This window comes from Pantoea endophytica, from assembly GCF_002858935.1.
In the GTDB taxonomy this organism is placed as follows: domain Bacteria; phylum Pseudomonadota; class Gammaproteobacteria; order Enterobacterales; family Enterobacteriaceae; genus Pantoea; species Pantoea leporis.
Map to the genome: position 1 here is coordinate 1 of NZ_PJRT01000001.1, position 20,716 is coordinate 20,716.

15 protein-coding genes and 1 riboswitch are annotated in these 20,716 nt (G+C 55.6%); of the genes, 4 read left to right on the plus strand and 11 right to left on the minus strand.

The window, feature by feature from the left end; all coding sequences use genetic code 11:
* Window positions 1-352: 352 nt before the first annotated feature.
* A complete protein-coding gene (gene murI / locus PZBJ_RS00005) occupies window positions 353-1,204 on the minus strand; it encodes a glutamate racemase (RefSeq protein ID WP_101760629.1) in 852 nt (283 codons plus the stop codon).
* Window positions 1,149-3,035 (minus strand): TonB-dependent vitamin B12 receptor BtuB, encoded by a 1,887-nt coding sequence (gene btuB / locus PZBJ_RS00010; RefSeq protein WP_101760630.1) that lies wholly within the window; start codon window positions 3,033-3,035, stop codon window positions 1,149-1,151. The genes murI and btuB overlap by 56 nt, the downstream gene beginning before the upstream one ends.
* A 68-nt stretch (window positions 3,036-3,103) precedes the next feature.
* Window positions 3,104-3,286, minus strand: a riboswitch (cobalamin riboswitch).
* Window positions 3,287-3,398: 112 nt separating this feature from the next.
* On the opposite strand from btuB, the gene trmA reads away from it, so the two are divergent.
* Window positions 3,399-4,502, plus strand: coding sequence for a tRNA (uridine(54)-C5)-methyltransferase TrmA (gene trmA, locus PZBJ_RS00015; RefSeq protein WP_101760631.1), 1,104 nt, complete (start codon window positions 3,399-3,401; stop codon window positions 4,500-4,502).
* A 32-nt stretch (window positions 4,503-4,534) separates the two neighbouring features.
* On the opposite strand, the gene PZBJ_RS00020 is transcribed toward trmA, so the two are convergent.
* Window positions 4,535-4,891: a YijD family membrane protein gene (locus PZBJ_RS00020; protein ID WP_061720276.1), complete on the minus strand. Its 357-nt coding sequence runs from the start codon at window positions 4,889-4,891 to the stop codon at window positions 4,535-4,537.
* Between the two features lie 18 nt (window positions 4,892-4,909).
* The gene (gene fabR, locus PZBJ_RS00025; RefSeq protein WP_008109648.1) at window positions 4,910-5,554 is read right to left on the minus strand and encodes an HTH-type transcriptional repressor FabR; all 645 of its coding nucleotides are present in this window, start codon (window positions 5,552-5,554) and stop codon (window positions 4,910-4,912) included.
* Between the two features lie 194 nt (window positions 5,555-5,748).
* Between fabR and sthA the strand changes: the two genes are divergently transcribed.
* Window positions 5,749-7,149: a Si-specific NAD(P)(+) transhydrogenase gene (gene sthA, locus PZBJ_RS00030; RefSeq protein WP_101760632.1), complete on the plus strand. Its 1,401-nt coding sequence runs from the start codon at window positions 5,749-5,751 to the stop codon at window positions 7,147-7,149.
* Here the strand turns inward: sthA and oxyR are convergent.
* The 5 genes from oxyR to argC form a co-directional block, all read right to left on the minus strand.
* Window positions 7,132-8,049 carry a DNA-binding transcriptional regulator OxyR gene (gene oxyR / locus PZBJ_RS00035; RefSeq protein WP_101760633.1) on the minus strand — a complete coding sequence of 306 codons (918 nt, stop codon included), beginning with the start codon at window positions 8,047-8,049 and terminating at the stop codon, window positions 7,132-7,134. The two genes, sthA and oxyR, sit on opposite strands and share 18 nt — an antisense overlap.
* Before the next feature lie 341 nt (window positions 8,050-8,390).
* Complete coding sequence (gene argH / locus PZBJ_RS00040) at window positions 8,391-9,764, minus strand: argininosuccinate lyase (protein ID WP_101760728.1); 1,374 nt, start codon at window positions 9,762-9,764, stop codon at window positions 8,391-8,393.
* A 75-nt stretch (window positions 9,765-9,839) separates the two neighbouring features.
* Window positions 9,840-11,057: an argininosuccinate synthase gene (locus PZBJ_RS00045; RefSeq protein ID WP_101760634.1), complete on the minus strand. Its 1,218-nt coding sequence runs from the start codon at window positions 11,055-11,057 to the stop codon at window positions 9,840-9,842.
* A 14-nt stretch (window positions 11,058-11,071) separates the two neighbouring features.
* Window positions 11,072-11,845: an acetylglutamate kinase gene (gene argB, locus PZBJ_RS00050; protein ID WP_101760635.1), complete on the minus strand. Its 774-nt coding sequence runs from the start codon at window positions 11,843-11,845 to the stop codon at window positions 11,072-11,074.
* A 15-nt stretch (window positions 11,846-11,860) separates the two neighbouring features.
* Window positions 11,861-12,865 (minus strand): N-acetyl-gamma-glutamyl-phosphate reductase, encoded by a 1,005-nt coding sequence (gene argC, locus PZBJ_RS00055; protein ID WP_101760636.1) that lies wholly within the window; start codon window positions 12,863-12,865, stop codon window positions 11,861-11,863.
* Window positions 12,866-13,034: 169 nt separating this feature from the next.
* On the opposite strand from argC, the gene argE reads away from it, so the two are divergent.
* Window positions 13,035-14,183 carry an acetylornithine deacetylase gene (gene argE / locus PZBJ_RS00060; RefSeq protein ID WP_101760637.1) on the plus strand — a complete coding sequence of 383 codons (1,149 nt, stop codon included), beginning with the start codon at window positions 13,035-13,037 and terminating at the stop codon, window positions 14,181-14,183.
* A 247-nt stretch (window positions 14,184-14,430) separates the two neighbouring features.
* Window positions 14,431-17,082 (plus strand): phosphoenolpyruvate carboxylase, encoded by a 2,652-nt coding sequence (ppc, locus tag PZBJ_RS00065; RefSeq protein WP_101760638.1) that lies wholly within the window; start codon window positions 14,431-14,433, stop codon window positions 17,080-17,082.
* An 85-nt stretch (window positions 17,083-17,167) separates the two neighbouring features.
* Here the strand turns inward: ppc and metF are convergent, their stop codons facing one another.
* Window positions 17,168-18,064: a methylenetetrahydrofolate reductase gene (metF, locus tag PZBJ_RS00070; protein WP_101760639.1), complete on the minus strand. Its 897-nt coding sequence runs from the start codon at window positions 18,062-18,064 to the stop codon at window positions 17,168-17,170.
* A 218-nt stretch (window positions 18,065-18,282) separates the two neighbouring features.
* Window positions 18,283-20,715, minus strand: coding sequence for a bifunctional aspartate kinase/homoserine dehydrogenase II (locus PZBJ_RS00075; protein ID WP_008109663.1), 2,433 nt, complete (start codon window positions 20,713-20,715; stop codon window positions 18,283-18,285).
* Window position 20,716: the final 1 nt, after the last annotated feature.

Here is a 20,716-nt window from a genome sequence, read left to right on the forward strand (position 1 = left end):
ACGTCATAATGAATTTCATTATGTGTTCACTCGTGAGGCTTTGATATTTTTTTGCGTCCGGAGACGCGGATATCAATCCTGCGAGTGCCCACACAGATTGTCTGATAAATTGTTAAAGAGCATGCCGCGATTTCTCTAGCGGCGCGGGATGCGTATATTACGCTTTCCGCATTCTCAGTCAAGCATTTATTTTTGCTTTTCTGAAGGTTGCCTTGAAGACCACCTCCTGAACACTTCGCTTCGTAAGCCGTTGTTCCGTGTCAGTGGAGGCGCAGTATAGGGATTTCTTCGGAGCTGACAAGCGCTAATTTCAAATTAATTTCCGAGTGCTGATTTTTTCGTCGAAACGCCACTAAACTGCTAATTTTTCCAGCAACGGGAAGCCATAACGCTGCAAAATCGGTGACAATTTCGTCACTTCATCATCTATACGCGTACAGAACGCTAAATTCTGACCGGATGAAACCGCCTGCGGTGCTTCATGCTCTAATAACCAAACGGTACGACGCGCAATCGCCGCGCCCGAATCCACCAGCCTTGTCCCTTCCGGTAGCACCAATTGCAGCTCATCACGTAGTAAAGGGAAATGCGTACATCCGAGAACCACGGTATCAGGTGGCTCTTTCATCCGTAGCCAGGGTTGCACAGCACGGCGTACATCAGCGAGCTCAACATCTTCGCCATGCAGCTTGGCTTCCGCCAGCTCCACCAGCTCAGCAGAGCCGAGCATTTCGATTTTGCAGTCACGGGCAAATTGCGCCACTAACTCATGGGTATAAGGACGTTTCACCGTGCCGCGCGTGGCCAGCAATCCCACTACGCCGTTACGCGTCAGACGCGCAGCAGGTTTTATCGCAGGCACCACACCCACAACCGGGAATTCGAAACGTTCACGCAGAGCCGGCAAAGAGATGGTGCTGGCCGAGTTACAAGCAATGATCACCAACGCAAGCGGGAAACGCTGAGTGATAGCCGTCACCACCGCCACCACGCGCTCGACAATAAAGGCTTCGGATTTTTCGCCGTACGGGAACCCTTCATTATCAAAGGCGTAGAGATAGTGAAGATCCGGCAGTAAATGCCGGACCTCATCATAAACGGAGAGCCCACCCACGCCGGAGTCAAACACCAGCACGGTGGGACGCAGATCAGAAGCTGTAGCTGGCGCTGAGGTAGTACTCCGTTCCTGGAGTTGGATAGCCATACGCTGTCTCATAATCTTTATCGAACAAGTTGGCAATTCTACCACGAACGGTGAGCTGTGATGTGACCGGATACGAGACCGCGAGATCTACCGTGCTGTAACTCGATAAACGACGCTGCTCGCTGGCATATTCGCTGGTGTTGTTATCGTAGCGCTTACCGAAGTACTGGTAGATGACATCAATATCAAAGTCATACACCGTCATACCCAGCTGATATTTGGCCTGCTCACGCGCACGACGCGCCAGCGTTTCACCATCTGAATCACGACGCGCATCCAGATAACCCAAGGTGATCTGGTGATGAAGGAAGCGGGTATCAAAATCAGCGGTGGCTTCAATACCTTTCAGCGTAACGGCTTTTTCATTGTAATAGCCGCCCTCAAAAGTCACAGGATCAGAAGCATAGGTAATGAGATTGCTGACTTTATTGTGATACGCAGCAACACGCCAATTAACCGGACCGGTTAAACCTTCCAGCGCGGCTTCCCACTGTTTTGATTTCTCAGGATTGAGATCGGGATTAGAGCTAATACCAAAGCGCTTCAGACCATATAGCTGGCCTAACGTCGGCGCCTGGAAACCCGTGCCGTAAGAGAGTGATGCCTTGTAACCCGGCACAAACTCCCAACCCGCAGCCGTTTGCCAGGTGCCATGACGGCCAAAGTCCTGGTTATCATCGCCACGCGCCGAACCTTCAAGCGTAACATTGCCAAACTGCTGCTGAGCCGTCAGGTAAGCACCGGTGTTGTCTTGCTTGTAAACATCTTTATCACGCGGTGCGCCAGAATAGAGTTGTCCAATCGAACTCAATTTCTGCTGCTGCCAATCCAGACCGGCGCTGACCATGCCATGCCCCACCGCAAAGGTGTTGCCCCATTGCAGGTTGCGCTGCTCCATGTCATCCAGACTATTGGAATCTGCATAGCGGCTGTCAGACCCAACGTAGTTATAGATTTTGTACTTTTGATAACTGGCGGTCAGCTGCGAGGAGTATTCCTCTTTATTAAAGCGCAGACCGGTATCAAACGAGTGATTATAGATCTGTTGCTCATCCTGACCACCGACATAACCCGCGTCGTAATCTGAGTTCGCGGCGTAACCGTAACCCCGGAAGAAGCCAGAAAACGCCTCGTTAAACTTGTGGTCAACGCCAGCCCAGAACGCCTTATTGCGCCAGCCATCACGATCGCGATCGGTCGGAGACGTTGAGCCCGGCTGAACGTTGTAGCCGTTGGTGGCCTGATAAGAGCCCGCCACCGTTACGCGCGTCTGGTCCGTGACATTTTGATTGATGCCGCCGCTGTATTCCTGATAGCCCTTCGAACCAAAGCCAGCCGTCAGCGAGTTTTGATTATTCGGGTTTTGCGTAATGACATTCACCACGCCGCCAATCGCATCTGCGCCGTAAACCGCAGAGCGCGGGCCACGAATGAACTCAACGCGCTGGATGATGGAAACAGGGATTTGGTTGAAGTCAGCAACGCCGGTAATGCCAGGTTTAGAGAACGGCACACCGTCAACCAGAATTAGCGTATGGCGCGCTTCCGAACCACGTACATACATAGAAGCGCTTTGCCCAATGCCGCCGCTTTGCGCGATATCCACGCCCGGCAAGCGGCGTAACACTTCCAGTAGGTTCTTGGATTGCCACTGATCGATCTCATCACGGGTGACAACAGAAGTCGAAGCCAGCACCGACGAGACCGGCTGCGCGAAGCGGTTAGCGGTAACGATTTGCGTATCATCATTCTGCTGCGCGTAGCCAAATTGCGCCCAGAGAGACAACGCCGTTGCACTGAAGGCAAACAGCGAAGCGTGTGTTTTTTTCATTGTTATAGCATCCAAAAGACGAAGCAGGATGCCGCACGACTACGACCAATAGCTCGCGATGGTCGTATGTATTGCGACGTCACACCGGCAGGTCTTCGGGCTGAGAATCATAAATGGTGAAAAAACTTCCCATCCGGCAGGACAGTGTTTGTAATTGCCATCACCACGACATTCTTTACCGCTGCGCGTCAGCTCCAGATTCACACTGGATTCCCTTTTAACTCAAGGAGGCCGGCAGGCGCAGTCTACGGCCAGGAAGGCCGGAAATCCAGACTTCCAGCCATCTTGTTTTCCGCAGGGCTGGACATCAGCAGTTGAATGCCTACAATCGCCCGGCAAGCCAGCTTATTACCAGGATTAAAGATGACACCCGAACAGCTCCCGATTGAACAATACGACGCGCAACTGGCGGAAAAAGTCAGCCGCTTACAGGCGATGATGGTGCCCTTTGCCGCGCCCGACGTGGAGGTGTTCCGTTCGCCGGTCAGCCACTATCGGATGCGTGCCGAATTCCGCATCTGGCACGACGGAGACGATCTTTACCACATCATCTTTGATCAACAGACCAAGCAACGAATCCGCGTCGATCAATTCCCGGCGGCCAGTGAATTGATCAACCAGCTGATGCCAAAACTGATCGCGGCGATCCGTGACAACCGCGCGCTGCGTTTCAAACTGTTCCAGATCGATTACCTGTCGACGATGAGCCACCAGATTGTTATCTCGCTGCTCTACCACCGTAAGCTGGAAGAGGAGTGGACCGCCGCCGCCAGCGCCCTGCGCGACAGCCTGCGTGCCGAAGGCTTTGACGTGCAGCTGATCGGCCGCGCCACCAAAACCAAAATCTGCCTCGATCGCGATTACGTGGATGAGCGCCTGCCGGTCGCGGGGAAAGAGATGATTTATCGTCAGGTGGAAAACAGCTTCACCCAGCCAAACGCGGCGATGAATATTCAGATGCTGGAGTGGGCGCTGGACGTCACGCAGGATTCGCAAGGCGATCTGCTGGAACTCTATTGCGGTAACGGCAACTTCTCGCTGGCGCTGGCGCGTAACTTCCGCAGCGTGTTGGCCACGGAGATTGCCAAGCCGTCGGTCGCGTCCGCGCAATACAACATTGCCGCCAACCATATTGATAACGTGCAGATTATTCGTATGGCCGCTGAAGAGTTTACCCAGGCGATGACGGGCGTACGTAGCTTCAATCGTTTAGAAGGCATCGACCTGAAGAGCTACCAATGCGAAACCATTTTTGTTGATCCGCCACGTAGCGGGCTGGATGAGGAAACTGTGAAGATGGTGCAGGCCTATCCGCGCATCATTTATATCTCCTGCAACCCGCAAACGCTGTGCGACAACCTCGCGGTGCTGGGAGAAACGCATGACGTCACGCGTCTGGCGCTGTTCGATCAGTTCCCGTATACCCATCATATGGAATGCGGCGTGCTGCTGACGCGCAAGGCCTAAACAACAACGGGAACCCCAAGGTTCCCGTTTTTTCACTGCTTGCTCTTCGCGCGGCGAAAACGCATACCAATCCAGAACACCAGCGCCACCATCAGAATCGTCGGGATGAAGTTAGAGCCGATATCCGGATATTCAGCCCGCACCAGCGCGCTATAAACCAAAATACCCAGCAGGAAGAACGCCGCCGCCAGTGAAGGCATGCCGTCTGGCATATTGCGGTTGAGGTAACGCTGATGCAAACACCAGGCCGCGAGGCCAAGCGCAATCAGCGGGAATATCGAAAAGGGGACAAACGTGCTGAACAGCACCGAAAAGGAGCCGTTGATCGCTAAACCGGTGATAAAAGCCAATAAAAGCGTTCCTTTATCGCGTGGGTTTTGCTCAATCATTTCATTATCCTTATCACATTACTCTTCGGGTTTTTCCAGGGTAACCGCCAGACGCTCTTGCTCCCGGCGATACCAGTAATAAGCGCCTTTGGCGATCATGCGCAGCTGCAGCACTAATCGATCCTCAAGCTTACGGCGCTGCTCAATATCAACGTCCAGCGCTTCGGCACCCGCGCTAAACACAATCGTCACCATGGCTTCGGCCTGCGCTTCGGTGAAGCTGCGCGGCATGCGATTTTCTAATTCAAGATAATCGGCCAGTTCGGCGATGAAGTGCTGAATCTCACGCGCGACTGCGGCACGAAAGGCCGCCGAGGTTCCGGAGCGCTCGCGTAGTAAGAGCCGAAAAGCGTTGGGATTGTTCCCGATGAACTCCATAAAAGTTGCCACCGAGGTTTTAATAATGCTGCCACCCTTGGCAATACGCTGGCGCGCCTGACGCATTAACTGGCGCAGCATCAAGCCGCTTTCGTCCACCATGGTCAGGCCCAGCTCATCGACATCGCGGAAGTGACGATAAAATGAGGTCGGCGCAATCCCCGCTTCGCGTGCAACTTCGCGCAAACTCAGGCTGGCAAAACTCCTTTCTGCACTTAACTGACTGAAGGCAGCTTCAATCAGTGAACGTCGTGTACGTTCTTTTTGTAGCGCTCTGACGCCCATTTTCCCGGCCTTTTAGGTGATTTGGCAGGCACTATAACAAACTTTTCAGCGTACAGCGGTGCAAACTTTGTGAACGCCTGTGAACCTCACGCTTTGTCAAACTTCAGCAATTTACGCTGTTAGAATTCAGATGTGCGCGGCGAGATGTTAGAATCTCGTTGTAAAAATGTGATAAAAAAATAGGACGTACTGGTATGCAAAAGTCTTACGATTACGATGCCATTGTGATTGGCTCCGGTCCGGGCGGCGAAGGTGCGGCGATGGGGCTGGTGAAGCAGGGAGCGCGTATTGCAGTGATCGAACGCTACCACAACATCGGCGGCGGTTGTACACACTGGGGAACCATCCCTTCCAAAGCCCTGCGTCACGCTGTTAGCCGTATCATCGAGTTCAATCAAAACCCACTTTACAGCGATCACACTCGCCTCCTGCGCTCCTCATTCGCCGACATTCTCAACCACACCGAGAACGTGATCAGTCAGCAAACCGCGATGCGTCAGGGCTTCTACGAGCGCAACCGCTGTGAACTTTATCAGGGCGATGCCCGATTTGTTGATGCCAACACCATCGAAGTGGAACAACCCGACGGCACCCGCGAGCGATTAACCGCGGCGAAATTCGTGATCGCCTGCGGTTCTCGTCCGTATCATCCCGCAGATGTCGATTTCACCCATCCGCGCGTTTACGATTCCGACTCCATCCTCAACCTGCATCATGAACCTGGTCACGTCATCATTTATGGCGCCGGCGTAATTGGCTGTGAATATGCCTCGATTTTCCGCGGCCTGAACGTCAAGGTTGACCTGATCAACACCCGCGACCGTCTGCTGGCATTCCTCGATCAAGAGATGTCAGATTCCCTCTCCTATCACTTCTGGAACAGCGGCGTGGTGATTCGTCACAACGAAGAGTTCGAGAAGATTGAAGGCGTTGATGACGGGGTGATAATTCACCTTAAATCGGGCAAAAAAGTGAAAGCCGATTGCCTGCTGTACGCAAACGGTCGAACCGGTAACACCGATTCACTGGCGCTGGAAAACGTCGGACTGGAAGCGGATGGTCGTGGCCTGCTGAAGGTGAACAGCATGTATCAAACCGCGCTGCCGCATATCTACGCGGTTGGCGACGTGATTGGTTATCCAAGCCTGGCTTCTGCTGCTTACGATCAGGGCCGCATTGCCGCGCAGGCGATCATCAAAGGTGAAGCCACCGCGCATCTGATCGAAGATATTCCAACCGGGATTTACACCATTCCGGAGATCAGCTCAGTGGGTAAAACCGAACAGCAGCTGACGGCGATGAAAGTGCCGTATGAAGTGGGTCGTGCGCAGTTTAAACATCTGGCGCGTGCGCAGATTGTTGGCATGCACGTCGGCAGCCTGAAGATTCTGTTCCACCGCGAAACCAAAGAGATTTTAGGGATTCACTGCTTTGGCGAGCGTGCTGCGGAGATCATTCACATCGGCCAGGCCATCATGGAACAGAAGAACGGCGGCAACACGATTGAGTACTTCGTGAATACCACCTTCAACTATCCCACCATGGCCGAAGCCTATCGCGTGGCAGCGTTAAACGGCTTAAACCGCCTGTTTTAACGAGGTATCCAGATAACCCTTCATGTGGGTTTTGATTGCTTCTGCCAACTGCTCATAGCGGCTGCGCAGAGGCGATCCTGGACGATAGACCAACGCGATGGTGCGCTGCGGCACCGGCTTGTAACACGGTAAATAGCGGACGCCATCACGTTCGCGTTCATTCGGCACGGACAACGCAGGTAACAAGGTAATGCCGCTACCAGCGGCAACCATGTTGCGCAGCGTTTCCAGGCTGGTGGCGCGGAAGTGCGTATCTTCATCGGCACCGGCTTCGAAGCAGAAGCCCATCGCCTGATCGCGCAGGCAGTGCCCATCTTCCAGCATCAGTAATTTCTCACCGGCCAGATCCGACATCGGCACGCGATCGCGATCGCGCCACGGATGATCGGCATACACCGCCAGCGTCATTGGCTCATCAAACAGCGGCACCTCAATAAAGGCTTCACTCTCTTTCACCAATGCCACGATGGCGCAATCCAGCTTGCCGCTGTCGAGCTGTGCCAGCAGTTGCTGCGTCTGCGCTTCATGCAGGTACATTTCGAGTTTGGGGAAGGTTTTGTGCAGCATCGGAATGATGTGCGGCAGCAGATACGGCCCGGTGGTTGGAATCAAACCAATGTGCAGCGGTCCAGACATCGCTTCGCCTTGCTGGCTCGCCATCTCCTTCAGCACTTTCACTTCGCGCAGCACGGTTCGCGCTTGATCCACCAGCAACAGTCCAGCCTGAGTAAACAACACCTTACGGCTGGTTCGCTCCAGCAGCATCACGCCAAGTTCATCTTCCAGCTTACGAATCTGTCCACTTAAGGTAGGTTGGCTGACATGACATGCGTCAGCTGCACGCCGGAAATGGCGATGCTCTGCAAGTGAAACCAGGTATTCGAGATCACGAATATTCATTGAAATCCTCCAAACCACGATAGCCCGTGGCGATAGATAGAATAGCAATGAACGATTGGCCCTATCAAGGCGTGAGCGGGAATAATGCGCGCATCAAATGATCTGGAGCAGAACCTGCAAACTGCTTAAAACCAATCACTGTGCTGGCCGGGAGTGGCCTGCCCTTGATGATGTGCCTATAACAAAATGTAATTCCGAAGCTAGAGGTTGGCGGGCTACCGAAGAGGTGCCCGCTTTTTTTTGCTTGTCGCTCGCCTGCTGGATATCAACAGAGCGCGATAAATCGCGCCGCTACGCATTCCTGCTCATACCGCAGCGGCGCAATCCAATGCGCATAGCTTTTAACCCAAACGCTTCTGCGCTTCGCTGATGGCGAAGGCGACCTGTTGAGGAGCGACACCACCTTGCGCATTACGCTTATCCAGGCAAGATTGCAGCGACAGAATTGGATACACGTCATCCTCAATCACCGCGCTGAACTGCTTCAACTGCGCCAGAGTGAGCGCTTCCAGCGCCACGCCTTGCTTGATCGCTTCCACCACGGTTTCACCCACAATGTGGTGGGCTTCGCGGAACGGAACGCCTTTTGCCACCAGATAATCGGCCAGCTCGGTCGAGTTGGCGTAGCCCTGCTCAGCGGCTTCCTGGCAACGCGGACGTTTTACCTGAATGCCGTCCAGCACCAGCACCGACATATGCAGGCAGTCGAGCCAGGTATCCAGCGCATCGAACAGCCCTTCTTTGTCTTCCTGCATATCTTTGTTGTACGCCAGCGGCAGGCCTTTCAGCGTCATCATCATGCCGGTCAGCGCACCTTGCACACGGCCACATTTGCCACGGATCAGCTCCAGCGCATCCGGGTTTTTCTTCTGCGGCATCAACGACGATCCGGAAGTGACTTTATCCGACAGCTCAAGGAAGCCCGCTTCACCGGTGTTGAAGAAGATCAGGTCTTCAGCAAAGCGCGACAGATGCACCATGCCAATCGAGGCGTCTGACAGCAGCTCGAGCACGTGATCGCGATCGGAAACGGTATCGAGGCTGTTACGCGTGGCAGAGGCAAAACCTAACCAGCCGGCCAGCTGTTGACGATCGATCTCGTAGGCGGTACCCGCCAGCGCGCCGCAACCCAGCGGACTGACATCCATACGCTTCAGTGCATCCTGCAGACGGCTCTCGTCACGCGCCAGCATCTCAACGTACGCCAGGCACCAATGCGCGAACGTCACCGGTTGCGCACGCTGCAGGTGCGTGTAACCCGGCATCACCGCGTCCTGATTGGCTTGTGCCGTGGCGACCAGCGCCGATTGCAGCTCACGCGTCGCCTCCAGCAGCACGGCAACCTGCTCTTTGCACCACAGTTTTAGATCGGTCGCGACCTGATCGTTACGGCTACGGCCGGTGTGCAATTTCTTGCCCAGCGCGCCGACTTTGTCGATCAGCTTGCCTTCCACCCAGCTGTGAATATCTTCCGCATCGCTTTGCAGAATCTGCTCAGGATTGGCGCGTACCTCGGCCAGCAGTTCATTCAACGCGCTTTCCAGCTGTTGCTGCTCTTCATTGGTCAGCACGTTGACCGTCACCAGCGCTTTTGACCAGGCAATCGAGCCGGTAATGTCCTGCTCGGCCAGGCGATAGTCAAAACGCAGCGAGTCGTTGAACTGTTTGAACCGTTGGTCTGCTGCCTGCGAAAAACGTCCGCCCCAAAGTGCCATCTGCATTACTCCTGAATCTGTTATAGAAAAGGCGGCCCGAAGCCGCCCTTGCAAAATAGGTCGATTGCCGCGGTATTACTTCTTCTGCTCGTTCAGCGCGCGAATGCGTGAAGAGAGTGAGAACAAGCGGATAAAGCCGCCCGCGTGACGGTGATCGTAAACTTCGTCTTCGCCAAAGGTGGCGAACTCTTCTGAGTACAGGCTGTTAGCAGAGGTTTTCTGAATCGCCGTGGCCTGGCCTTTATACAGCTGCAGTACCACTTCGCCATTCACCTCTTCTGCCAATGATTCAGCTGCGGCCTGGATAGATTTACGCAGCGGCGCGAACCAGCGACCATCGTAAACCACGTAAGACATTTCATGGCCCAGCTGCTCACGCCATTTGAAGCTATCGCGATCCAGCACCAGCTGTTCAACCGCACGCAGCGCGTTAACCATGATGGTGCCGCCTGGAGTTTCGTAGCAGCCGCGGGACTTGATGCCTACCAGACGGTTTTCCACGATGTCGATACGGCCGACGCCGTGTTTGGCGCCCAGCACGTTGAGTTTTTCCAGGCACTGGAACGGGCTCAGCGTCTCGCCATTCACCGCCACCACACGACCTTTCTCCACGGTGACCGTGACATTTTCTGGCTGATCGGGCGCTTCCAGCGGATCAACGGTCCACACCCAGCAATCTTTGTTCGGTGCATTGGCTGGGCTTTCCAGCACGCCGCCTTCGGTAGAGATGTGCCATGCGTTCTCGTCACGGCTGTAGATTTTTTCCAGCGACGCGGTGGTCGGGATATTGCGCTCTTTCAGGTAATCCAGCAGCGCTTCACGTGAACGCAGGTCCCACTCACGCCATGGCGCAACCACTTTCAGTTGTGGAGCCAGCGCGGTGTAGGTGGTTTCGAAACGCACCTGATCGTTACCTTTACCGGTTGCGCCGTGGCACAGCGCATCTGCGCCCACTTTCAGCGCCAGCTCAACCTGGGCTTTAGCGATAATCGGACGCGCCATAGACGTACCCAGCAGATAAGTGCCTTCGTACAGGGCGCCAGTCTGCAGAACCGGATACACGTATTCGCTGATGAACGCTTCACGCAGATCAACCACGTGGCACTCAGACGCACCTGACTGCAGCGCTTTCTTCTCAACGCCTTCCAGATCGGCGGGATCCTGGCCAATGTTCGCCACGAACGCCACCACTTCACAGCCGCCATAGTTCTCTTTCAACCATGGAATGATGGCTGAAGTATCCAGACCGCCGGAGTAGGCCAGAACGATTTTTTTGATGTTTTGCGTGCTCATGTCTTAATCCTTGATTATGCGAGAATCCGGGTGCCAATCGACACGCCGTTGAAAAGGGTTGGCAGTTGTTCAGCATGACGCCAGCTGGCGATATCGACCGGGCGACCGAGCGTGCGGGCGGCATCAAGCGCCGCGTTCACTTTCACGATCATGCCATCGGTGATGATGCCCTGCGCAATCAGCTGCTCCGCTTTCGCGGCGGTCATCTCTTCGATGCGCTGACCTTTGCCGTCGAGAATACCGCTGACATCAGACAACAGCACCAAATTGGCACCGATGGTCGCAGCCAGCGCGGTTGCCGCCTGGTCAGCGTTGACGTTCATCAACTCGCCGCCATCGGTGATACCGATTGAGCTGATCACCGGCATATAGCCTGCACTCAGCAGCGTGTTCACCAGCGCCGGGTTGCCTGGCGTCGCGTTGCCAACGTGTCCCAGCTCTTCATCGAACTGCGCCACGTTGACCAGACCGGCATCGCCGAGGCACAAACCCACCGCGCCGATGCCATATTTCTTCGCCCACGCCAGCAGCGTTTTGTTGGCTGTACCGGCTAACGCACCGGTAATAATGTCAATCTGATCGGCTGGCGTCACGCGCAAACCGTTCTTCTTTTTCACCGGCAGCGCGAGCTTCTTCATCAGCTCGTCCACCACGCAACCACCGCCGTGCACAATGATCAGCGGACGCTGATGTTCATTGCGGTACGCCAGCAGGGCATCAAACAGACGGGCCAGCGCTTCTTCGCTATCCAGCAGCACGCCACCCAGTTTAATGATTAATGGATTCATTGCGTTATCCGTTCGTTAAATCAGAGACAGCGTTTCGGGGAAGCCGAAACGAATGTTTAAACACTGAACCGCCTGCGATGAGGCGCCTTTCAGCAGGTTATCTTCGGCAGCCACCACAATCAGGTGCTGGCCTTGCATGGCGAAGCCGATGTCGCAGAACGGCAAACCGACCACCGCTTTCAGCGCCGGTACGCCTTTGTCATAGACGCGCACCAGCGGTTTGTCGTGGTAAGCGTTATGGAAGGCATCCGCCACATCCTGCTGCGTCACGCCCGCTTTCAGGCGGCAAGTGGTGGTCGATAAAATCCCGCGTGGGAAGCTGCCCAGATGTGGCGTGAAGATCACCGGCGTACCGAGATGCGCCACAATTTCCGGGTGATGACGATGATTAAACAGGCCGTACGGCTGCAAGCTCACTTCACAGAAGCTGGTGCCAACGTTGGCTTTGCGCCCTGCGCCGCTCACGCCGCTGGTGGCGTTAATCACCGGCCACTGTGCATCGTTAAGCAGGCCCGCTGCGATCAGCGGTTTCAGCGAAAGTTGGGCTGCGGTTGGGTAGCAACCCGGCACCGCAACCAGCTCCGCATCTTTAATTTTGTCGTGCTGCCATTCGGCCAGGCCGTAAACCGCCTTGTCCAGCCAATCCTGATGCTGATGACTGAAACCGTAATATTGCGTATAGAACGCATCGTCGTTTACGCGGAACGCGCCGGAGAGATCGAACACCACGCAACCAGCTTTGAGGAATTCAGGTGCCAGATCGTGGCTGACTTCGTGGGCAGTGGCGAGGAACACCACATCCACTTTGTCGGCCCATTCGGCGGCGTCGCTCAGCGGCTGCAGCGGCAAATCGACAATGCCTTTGAGCTGCGGATGCAAATCCGACAATAACTTTCCAGCATCCGGGCTTTGCGCTGAAACCGCCAAAGCGGTTATGTTCATATGCGGATGGCGATTCAGGTAGGTGGCAAGCTCTACGCCAGCGTAACCACTGGCACCAACGATCAGCGTATTCAACATCAGGCTGTATACCTTATTACAGTCACACGTATCGGGTCGCGGCCTTGCCCCGTTGCCCAGAATGCCGTTTGCAGAAGATTTGATGCTTCACATGCAAGCGACGTTATTGTATTTTTATTCACTATTAATGCATGAATATTGATACATCCTAACCCAAGGACCGTCAACAGTGAAGACAAAATTACCACCTTTTATCGAACTCTACCGCCAGTTGATTGCCACGCCATCAATCAGCGCAACCGATAGCGCACTGGATCAGAGTAATGAAACTTTAATCAATTTGCTGGCCGGCTGGTTCCGCGATATTGGCTTCAGTGTAGAAGTGCAGCCGGTGCCTGGCACGCGGCATAAATTCAACATGCTGGCGCGCAGCGGATTGGGCGCAGGCGGCTTGTTATTGGCGGGCCATACCGACACCGTACCGTACGACGACGGCCGCTGGACGCGCGATCCGTTCACGCTGACCGAACACGACAACAAGCTGTACGGCCTCGGCACCGCCGATATGAAAGGCTTCTTCGCCTTTATTCTGGACGCGCTGCGTGACGTTGACGTGACCAAACTCAGCAAGCCGCTCTACGTCCTCGCCACCGCCGATGAAGAGACCACCATGGCGGGCGCGAAATATTTCTCTGAATCCACCCAATTGCGTCCGGATTGCGCCATCATCGGCGAGCCCACCTCACTTAAGCCGGTGCGCGCGCATAAAGGTCATCTGTCGAATGTGATTCGTATTCAGGGACAATCAGGCCACTCCAGCGATCCGTCACGCGGCGTCAACGCTATTGAACTGATGCATGAATCCATTACCCAGCTGATGCAGCTGCGTAACACGCTGAAAGAGCGTTACAACCACGATGGTTTTGCCATTCCTTATCCAACCATGAACTTTGGGCATATTCACGGTGGCGACGCCGCCAACCGCATCTGCGCCTGCTGTGAATTGCACATGGATATTCGTCCGCTGCCGGGCTTAACCCTGAGCGATTTGGATGGTCTGCTAAATGACGCGCTGGCGCCGGTAAGTGCGCGCTGGCCGGGACGTCTCACCGTAGGCGAGCTGCATCCGCCGATTCCAGGCTACGAATGTCCGGCCGATCATGAGCTGGTGCAAGTGGTGGAGAAGCTGCTGGGCGTGCCAACCGAAGTGGTGAACTATTGCACTGAAGCGCCTTTTATCCAGCAGTTGTGCCCAACGCTGGTATTAGGCCCGGGATCTATCAATCAAGCCCATCAACCTGATGAGTTTATTGATACCGCATTTATCAAGCCGACTCATGCGCTTATCACCCAAGTCGTACAGCATTTTTGTCATTGATGAACAACAAATGGGGCATTTCACTGTTAAATCAGCAAATTGCCCCGTCATTGTTCGGGATTTGATAATAAGAATAACTTATCTCGCTTCGCTGCAAGCAAATTCTTTGAATTTCCGCCATTTAGCAGCACATTTACGTAGATTTAAGGCAATTGACGCGCAGGAAGATACGTGGCTAGATAAAAGACGATGTTATGCCCGTTGGGCGTAAGAGTATTAAAAAAGACGATAAGGGTGTCAGGGTCCAATGAACGAACAATATTCCGCAATGCGAAGTAATGTCAGTATGCTCGGCAAACTGCTCGGGGATACGATTAAGGATGCACTAGGAGAGAACATCCTCGACCAGGTGGAGACCATCCGTAAACTCTCTAAGTCATCCCGCGCGGGAAATGACACTCATCGTCAGGAACTGCTGACCACGCTGCAAAATCTCTCGAACGACGAGCTGCTGCCGGTGGCGCGTGCGTTTAGCCAGTTCCTTAATCTCACCAACGTCGCTGAACAGTATCAAACCATTTCGCGTAGCGGCGATGGCGCGAACCATCCTGAACTGCTGAAAAAGACTTTCGAACGTCTGAAACAGCAAGGCGATATCAGCGAAGCGGCGATCCGCCAGTCGATTGAAGAGCTGTCGCTGGAGCTGGTGCTGACTGCGCACCCCACCGAAATTACCCGCCGCACGCTGATCCATATGCTGGGCGAAGTGAACAGCTGTTTGCAGCAACTCGATCATAGCGATATCTCTGACTACGAACGCACCCAGGTGATGCGCCGTCTGCGCCAGCTGGTGGCACAAGCGTGGCATACCGACGAAATTCGCAAATATCGTCCAACGCCGATCGATGAAGCCAAATGGGGCTTTGCCGTGGTCGAAAACAGCCTGTGGCAAGGCGTGCCAGCCTTCCTGCGTGAGCTGAATGAGCAAGTGGAAGAGACTTTTGGCATTAAGCTGCCGGTCGATTTCGTGCCGATTAAATTTACCTCGTGGATGGGCGGCGACCGTGACGGCAACCCGAACGTCACTGCACCGATTACCCGCCACGCGATGCAGCTGAGCCGCTGGAAGGCCGCGGACCTGTTCCTGCGCGATATCGGCGTGCTGATTTCCGAGCTGTCGATGTCCGAATGCAGCGACGAAGTGCGCGAGCTGTGCGGCGATGCGGAAGCGCTGGAGCCGTACCGCATGGTGCTGAAGCGCCTTCGCGGCCAGCTGATGACCACGCAGGCTTATCTTGGCCGTCGTCTTAAAGGCGAGCGCCTGCCGCGTCCGGCCGATTTGCTGGTCTCTAACGATCAGCTGTGGGATCCGCTGTTCGCTATCTATCAATCTCTGCAGCAGTGCGGCATGGGCATCATCGCCAATGGTCAGCTGCTGGACACGCTGCGCCGCGTGAAGTGTTTCGGCGTGCCGCTGGTGCGCATCGATATCCGTCAGGAGAGCACCCGCCATACCCAGGCGATTGCCGAAGTAACGCGCTATCTCGGCCTCGGTGATTACGAAAGCTGGTCAGAAGCGGATAAACAAGCCTTCCTGATTCGCGAACTGAATTCCAAGCGTCCGCTGTTGCCGCATCAGTGGGAACCAGGCGATGAGACGCGCGAAGTGCTGGATACCTGCAAAGTGGTGGCCGAAGCGCCGCAGGGTTCAATTGCTTCCTACGTGATCTCCATGGCGAAAACGCCGTCGGACGTGCTGGCCGTGCATCTGCTGCTGAAAGAAGCCGGCATTCCTTACGCCATGCCGGTTGCGCCGCTGTTTGAAACCCTTGATGACCTGAACAATGCCAACGACGTGATGACACAGTTGCTGAACATCGACTGGTATCGCGGCTTTATCAATGGCAAACAGATGGTGATGATTGGCTATTCCGACTCGGCGAAAGATGCCGGCGTGATGGCCGCCAGCTGGGCGCAATATCAGGCGCAGGACGCACTGATCAAAACCTGTGAAAGCGCGGGCATCACGCTGACGCTGTTCCACGGACGCGGCGGCTCAATCGGTCGTGGCGGCGCGCCAGCCCATGCGGCGCTGTTGTCACAACCGCCGGGCAGCCTGAAAGGTGGCCTGCGCGTGACCGAACAGGGCGAGATGATTCGCTTCAAATACGGTTTGCCCGAAGTCACCATCGCCAGCCTGTCGCTGTACACCGGTGCGATTCTGGAAGCCAACCTGCTGCCACCGCCGGAACCCAAGCGCGAATGGCAGGAGATCATGAATGGTCTGTCGGCGCACTCCTGCGCGATGTATCGCGGCTATGTGCGTGAGAATCCGGACTTCGTGCCCTATTTCCGCTCAGCCACGCCAGAGCAGGAGCTGGGCAAATTGCCGCTGGGTTCACGTCCGGCTAAACGTCGCCCAACCGGCGGTGTGGAATCGCTGCGTGCCATTCCGTGGATCTTCGCCTGGACGCAGAACCGCCTGATGCTGCCAGCCTGGCTGGGCGCGGGTGCCGCGTTGCAGAAAGCGATGGATGAAGGTCATCAGGATGAGCTGGAGAACATGTGCCGCGAGTGGCCATTCTTCGCCACACGTCTTGGCATGCTGGAGATGGTGTTCTCGAAAGCCGATCTGTGGCTGGCGGAGTACTACGACCAGCGTCTGGTGGATAAATCACTGTGGTCGCTCGGCAAGCAGCTGCGCGATCAGCTGGATGCGGATATCAAAGCGGTGCTGACTATCGCCAACGATGCGCATCTGATGGCTGACCAACCGTGGATTGCTGAGTCCATCGCGCTGCGTAACGTTTATACCGATCCACTGAACGTGTTGCAGGCTGAACTGCTGCATCGTTCACGTGCGCAGGAAGAGCGCGGTGATGAGCCAGATGCGCGTGTAGAACAAGCGCTGATGGTGACGATCGCGGGTGTTGCAGCGGGTATGCGTAATACCGGTTAATCGAGTGACATGATGTGAAAAAGGAGCCAACTGGCTCCTTTTTTATTGGATTTTGTAAGGCCGCCATTCATGGCGACCGCCAATCTTAACCTCCCATCGCCGGACGCACACCCAGCGTGTGGCAAATGGCGTAACTCAACTCGGCGCGGTTCAGCGTATAGAAATGGAAATCCTTCACCCCTTCCCGCGACAGGATTTTCACCATGTCCATCGCGACGCTGGCACCGACCATTTTGCGCGTCTCCGGATCGTTATCCAGACCTTCAAACATTGCACTCATCCAGCCCGGCACCCGCACATTGGTCATGGTAGCGAAGCGTTGTAGCTGTTTGAAGTTAGAGACCGGCAAAATACCCGGCACGATCTCCACGTCGATACCGGTTGCGACACAGCGATCGCGGAAGCGCAGGTAGCTTTCCACATCGAAGAAAAACTGGGTGATAGCGCGGTTAGCACCGGCATCAATTTTGCGTTTCAGGTTAATCAGATCGGCCTGCGCGCTTTTCGCTTCGGGATGCACTTCCGGATAGGCCGCCACCGAGATATCGAAATCGCCAACGTCTTTCAGCAGCGCCACCAAATCCGAGCCGTACATCTCCGGCTTGCCGCTGCCCGGCGGTAAATCACCGCGCAGGGCCACGATATGACGAATGCCGCTATCCCAGTAATCACGCGCGATGCTGCGTAGCTCATCACGCGTGGCATCGATACAGGTTAGATGCGGTGCGGCTTCCAGACCGGTACGATCTTTGATGCCTTTGATGATGCTGTGCGTACGATCGCGCTCGCCCGAGTTGGCACCGTAGGTGACGGAGACGAATTTTGGCTTCAGGCTGCTCAGTCGATCGATTGAGCTCCACAGGGTTTCTTCCATTTCGCTGGTACGTGGCGGGAAAAATTCGAAAGAGACATTAATTTGCCCGTTCAGCTCAGCCAGGCTCTGGTTCAACGCTTCGCGTTGATTGGCGTGAAAGAAACTCATCCTAATACCTCGTCATCACATATCGATTGTTTTGCGGCCTTCGAACATCCATACGTTTAGACGTCCAGATGCACAAAATGAACGATTCGCACGCTATCGTCAACTGAAAATTAATGAACAGGCGTGACAAATTTTCACTCAAGGTGAAAGCGTTTCATGATGCGCGAGGGGAAGGTGAAGAATGCAGACGGACGATGCCGTCTGCAAAGTGAGGCAGTTTACAGCAGCTGTGCGAGGCGGTTGATATCCGATTGCAACGCGCCGGCCGTAACGTCACGGCCTGCGCCCGGTCCGCGAATCACCAGCGGATTATCACGATACCAGCGGCTTTCGATGGCAAACACGTTATCGCACGGCAGTAACGCAGCCAGCGGATGCTCTGGTCGCACCGCTTCCACGCCGACGCGCGCTTTGCCATTGGCATCGAAACGCGCCACGTAACGCAGCACTAAGCCCATCTCTTGCGCCGCTTCCAGACGCTGCAGCATCTGATCATTCAGCTCGTCGGCGTTTTCGAAGAAGTGATCAATCGACTCACCGTCGCAAATTGCCGGCACCAACGACTCGACACGCACTTGATCCGGCTCGATGTCGTAGCCCGCTTCACGCGCCAGAATCACCAGCTTGCGCATTACGTCCTGCCCGGACAAATCCACGCGCGGGTCTGGTTCGGTCAGGCCTTGCTGCCACGCCTGATCAACCAGCTCGCTAAACGGCACCGTGCCATCAAATTGCAGGAACAGCCACGACAGCGTGCCGGAGAAGATGCCGCTGATGGCCAGAATGCTATCGCCGCTTTCGCGTAAATCGCGCACCGTATGATTGACCGGCAAACCGGCACCGACGGTGGCGTTATACAGCCAGTGACGACCGGTTTTGGCGAAAGCATCGCGCACCTGACGCCAGCTCTGACCGCTCGACGCACCGGCAACCTTGTTGGCGCTGATAACATGGAAACCGTGACTGGCGAAATCATGATACTGCTGCGCCAGCTGCTCGCTGGCGGTGACGTCCAGCACCACTAAATCATCGAACGGGTGCGCACGCATCCACAGGAACAGCGACTCTTCATCGCGCTCGACCGCTTCATCATCAAAGAACGCCAATGCGCGGCTGGCTTCCAGACCGTCGTAGCTCAGCAAACTGCGGCTGCTGTCTGCCACGCCCGCCAGCACATACTCAAATCCCGTACGCGCCGACAGCGTTTCCTGCTCGCGGGCAAACAGCTCCAGCCAGCGTGAACCGATGTTGCCTTTGCCGAACAACATCAAACCGATGCGTTTTTCTGCGCGGAACAGCGACTGATGCAGTCCCTGAATCAGGTGCTGCGTCGGGCCGACGCGCAGTACCGCCACGATGCTGATGTGATCTTCCGATTGCCAGACAAACTCCACCGGCTGATCTTTGATCTGCTGCCAGAAGCGGTGGCTGTGCAGCGGATTACGCGTCACGCCCGCGCCCACCAGCGCCACCAGCGCCAAGCCGTCGCGCAGCTGCAGATGGCCCGGCAGTGCGGCGTCCTGCAACAGGTTGAAGGCGCTATTCACCACTTCCGAGGTGTAACACAGCTGCAGCAGGCGACGATCGGGATGCACGCCGATTGCCAGCGGACGCAGCTGCGCGCGCTTCAGCAGCAGATCGATCTCTTTCTGCTGGGTTTTGAAATCGTGATTGTCGGGAATTTGAATCTCCACCAGACACACATCATCGTGGCTGGTGACGATTCGCGCGCCGGTGCCGGAGGCTAGCACGCGTTCAATACGCGTCGAGCCTTGCTCAGGTTGATAGCTGCAACGCAGCTGCAAATCGATGTCGCTGTTGGAAACCGGCTGCAAGGTGCGGGTGTGCAGCACCGGCGCAGCCAGACGCGCCAGCTCGCTGGCTTCATCAAGACGCAGCAGCGGCAGCAGGCACGCATCAGAGACTTTACGCGGATCGGCGCTGTAAACGCCTGCCACATCGCTCCAGATGGTCACGCGACCGACGCCCGCCAGCGCACCAATCTGCGTTGCCGAGTAGTCCGAGCCGTTACGGCCGAGCAGCACGGTTTCACCCGCTTCGCTGCGGCTGATAAAGCCGGTCACCACCAAACGCTTATGCGGATGCTGTGTTAACAGCTCCTGCAGCAGCGGCCAGGATTTGCCTTCATCAACCTGCGGCTGCGCGGCACGTTCAGCACGCAAGAAGTCACGCGCATCCAGCCAGGCGGCTTCGATCTCGCGCTGGCTCAAAACCGCAGCCATCAAGCGCGCTGACCAGATTTCGCCATGCCCCACCACTTCGGCATACACCGCGTCGGTGATGGTGCCATCGAGCAGCGCCGCCAGTCTTTCCAGATCGCGTATAAAGGAAGACGTCAGGGTTTCGGCATATTCAGCAGGCAGCAGCGCAGCAATTAATTCGCTGTGAAAACGCCGTAAAGCCTGTTGCACCTGATGGGCAGATAAGCGATCGCTCTGGCTCAATTTCAGCCAGCTGATCAACTGGTTAGTGGTGCTGCCTGCGGCAGAGACCACCATTAAGTCGCCTGGCTGGCTGTAATCCGCCATGATGCTGGCCACGCGCTGATAGCAACGTGCGTCGGCCAGGCTACTGCCACCAAATTTATGCAACTGCTTGATCGGCGTTCCCGCGCCCACTGAACTCGTCATG

Excerpts from the sequence above, each read along its gene's own strand:
- argH (WP_101760728.1), bottom strand. The coding sequence starts at position 9,764 with ATGGCACTTTGGGGCGGACGTTTTTCGCAGGCAGCAGACCAACGGTTC.
- PZBJ_RS00020 (WP_061720276.1), bottom strand. The coding sequence starts at position 4,891 with ATGATTGAGCAAAACCCACGCGATAAAGGAACGCTTTTATTGGCTTTT.
- btuB (WP_101760630.1), bottom strand. The coding sequence starts at position 3,035 with ATGAAAAAAACACACGCTTCGCTGTTTGCCTTCAGTGCAACGGCGTTG.
- ppc (WP_101760638.1), top strand. The coding sequence starts at position 14,431 with ATGAACGAACAATATTCCGCAATGCGAAGTAATGTCAGTATGCTCGGC.
- argC (WP_101760636.1), bottom strand. The coding sequence starts at position 12,865 with ATGTTGAATACGCTGATCGTTGGTGCCAGTGGTTACGCTGGCGTAGAG.
- PZBJ_RS00045 (WP_101760634.1), bottom strand. The coding sequence starts at position 11,057 with ATGAGCACGCAAAACATCAAAAAAATCGTTCTGGCCTACTCCGGCGGT.
- argB (WP_101760635.1), bottom strand. The coding sequence starts at position 11,845 with ATGAATCCATTAATCATTAAACTGGGTGGCGTGCTGCTGGATAGCGAA.
- PZBJ_RS00075 (WP_008109663.1), bottom strand. The coding sequence starts at position 20,715 with ATGACGAGTTCAGTGGGCGCGGGAACGCCGATCAAGCAGTTGCATAAA.
- trmA (WP_101760631.1), top strand. The coding sequence starts at position 3,399 with ATGACACCCGAACAGCTCCCGATTGAACAATACGACGCGCAACTGGCG.
- fabR (WP_008109648.1), bottom strand. The coding sequence starts at position 5,554 with ATGGGCGTCAGAGCGCTACAAAAAGAACGTACACGACGTTCACTGATT.
- sthA (WP_101760632.1), top strand. The coding sequence starts at position 5,749 with ATGCAAAAGTCTTACGATTACGATGCCATTGTGATTGGCTCCGGTCCG.
- metF (WP_101760639.1), bottom strand. The coding sequence starts at position 18,064 with ATGAGTTTCTTTCACGCCAATCAACGCGAAGCGTTGAACCAGAGCCTG.
- oxyR (WP_101760633.1), bottom strand. The coding sequence starts at position 8,049 with ATGAATATTCGTGATCTCGAATACCTGGTTTCACTTGCAGAGCATCGC.
- murI (WP_101760629.1), bottom strand. The coding sequence starts at position 1,204 with ATGGCTATCCAACTCCAGGAACGGAGTACTACCTCAGCGCCAGCTACA.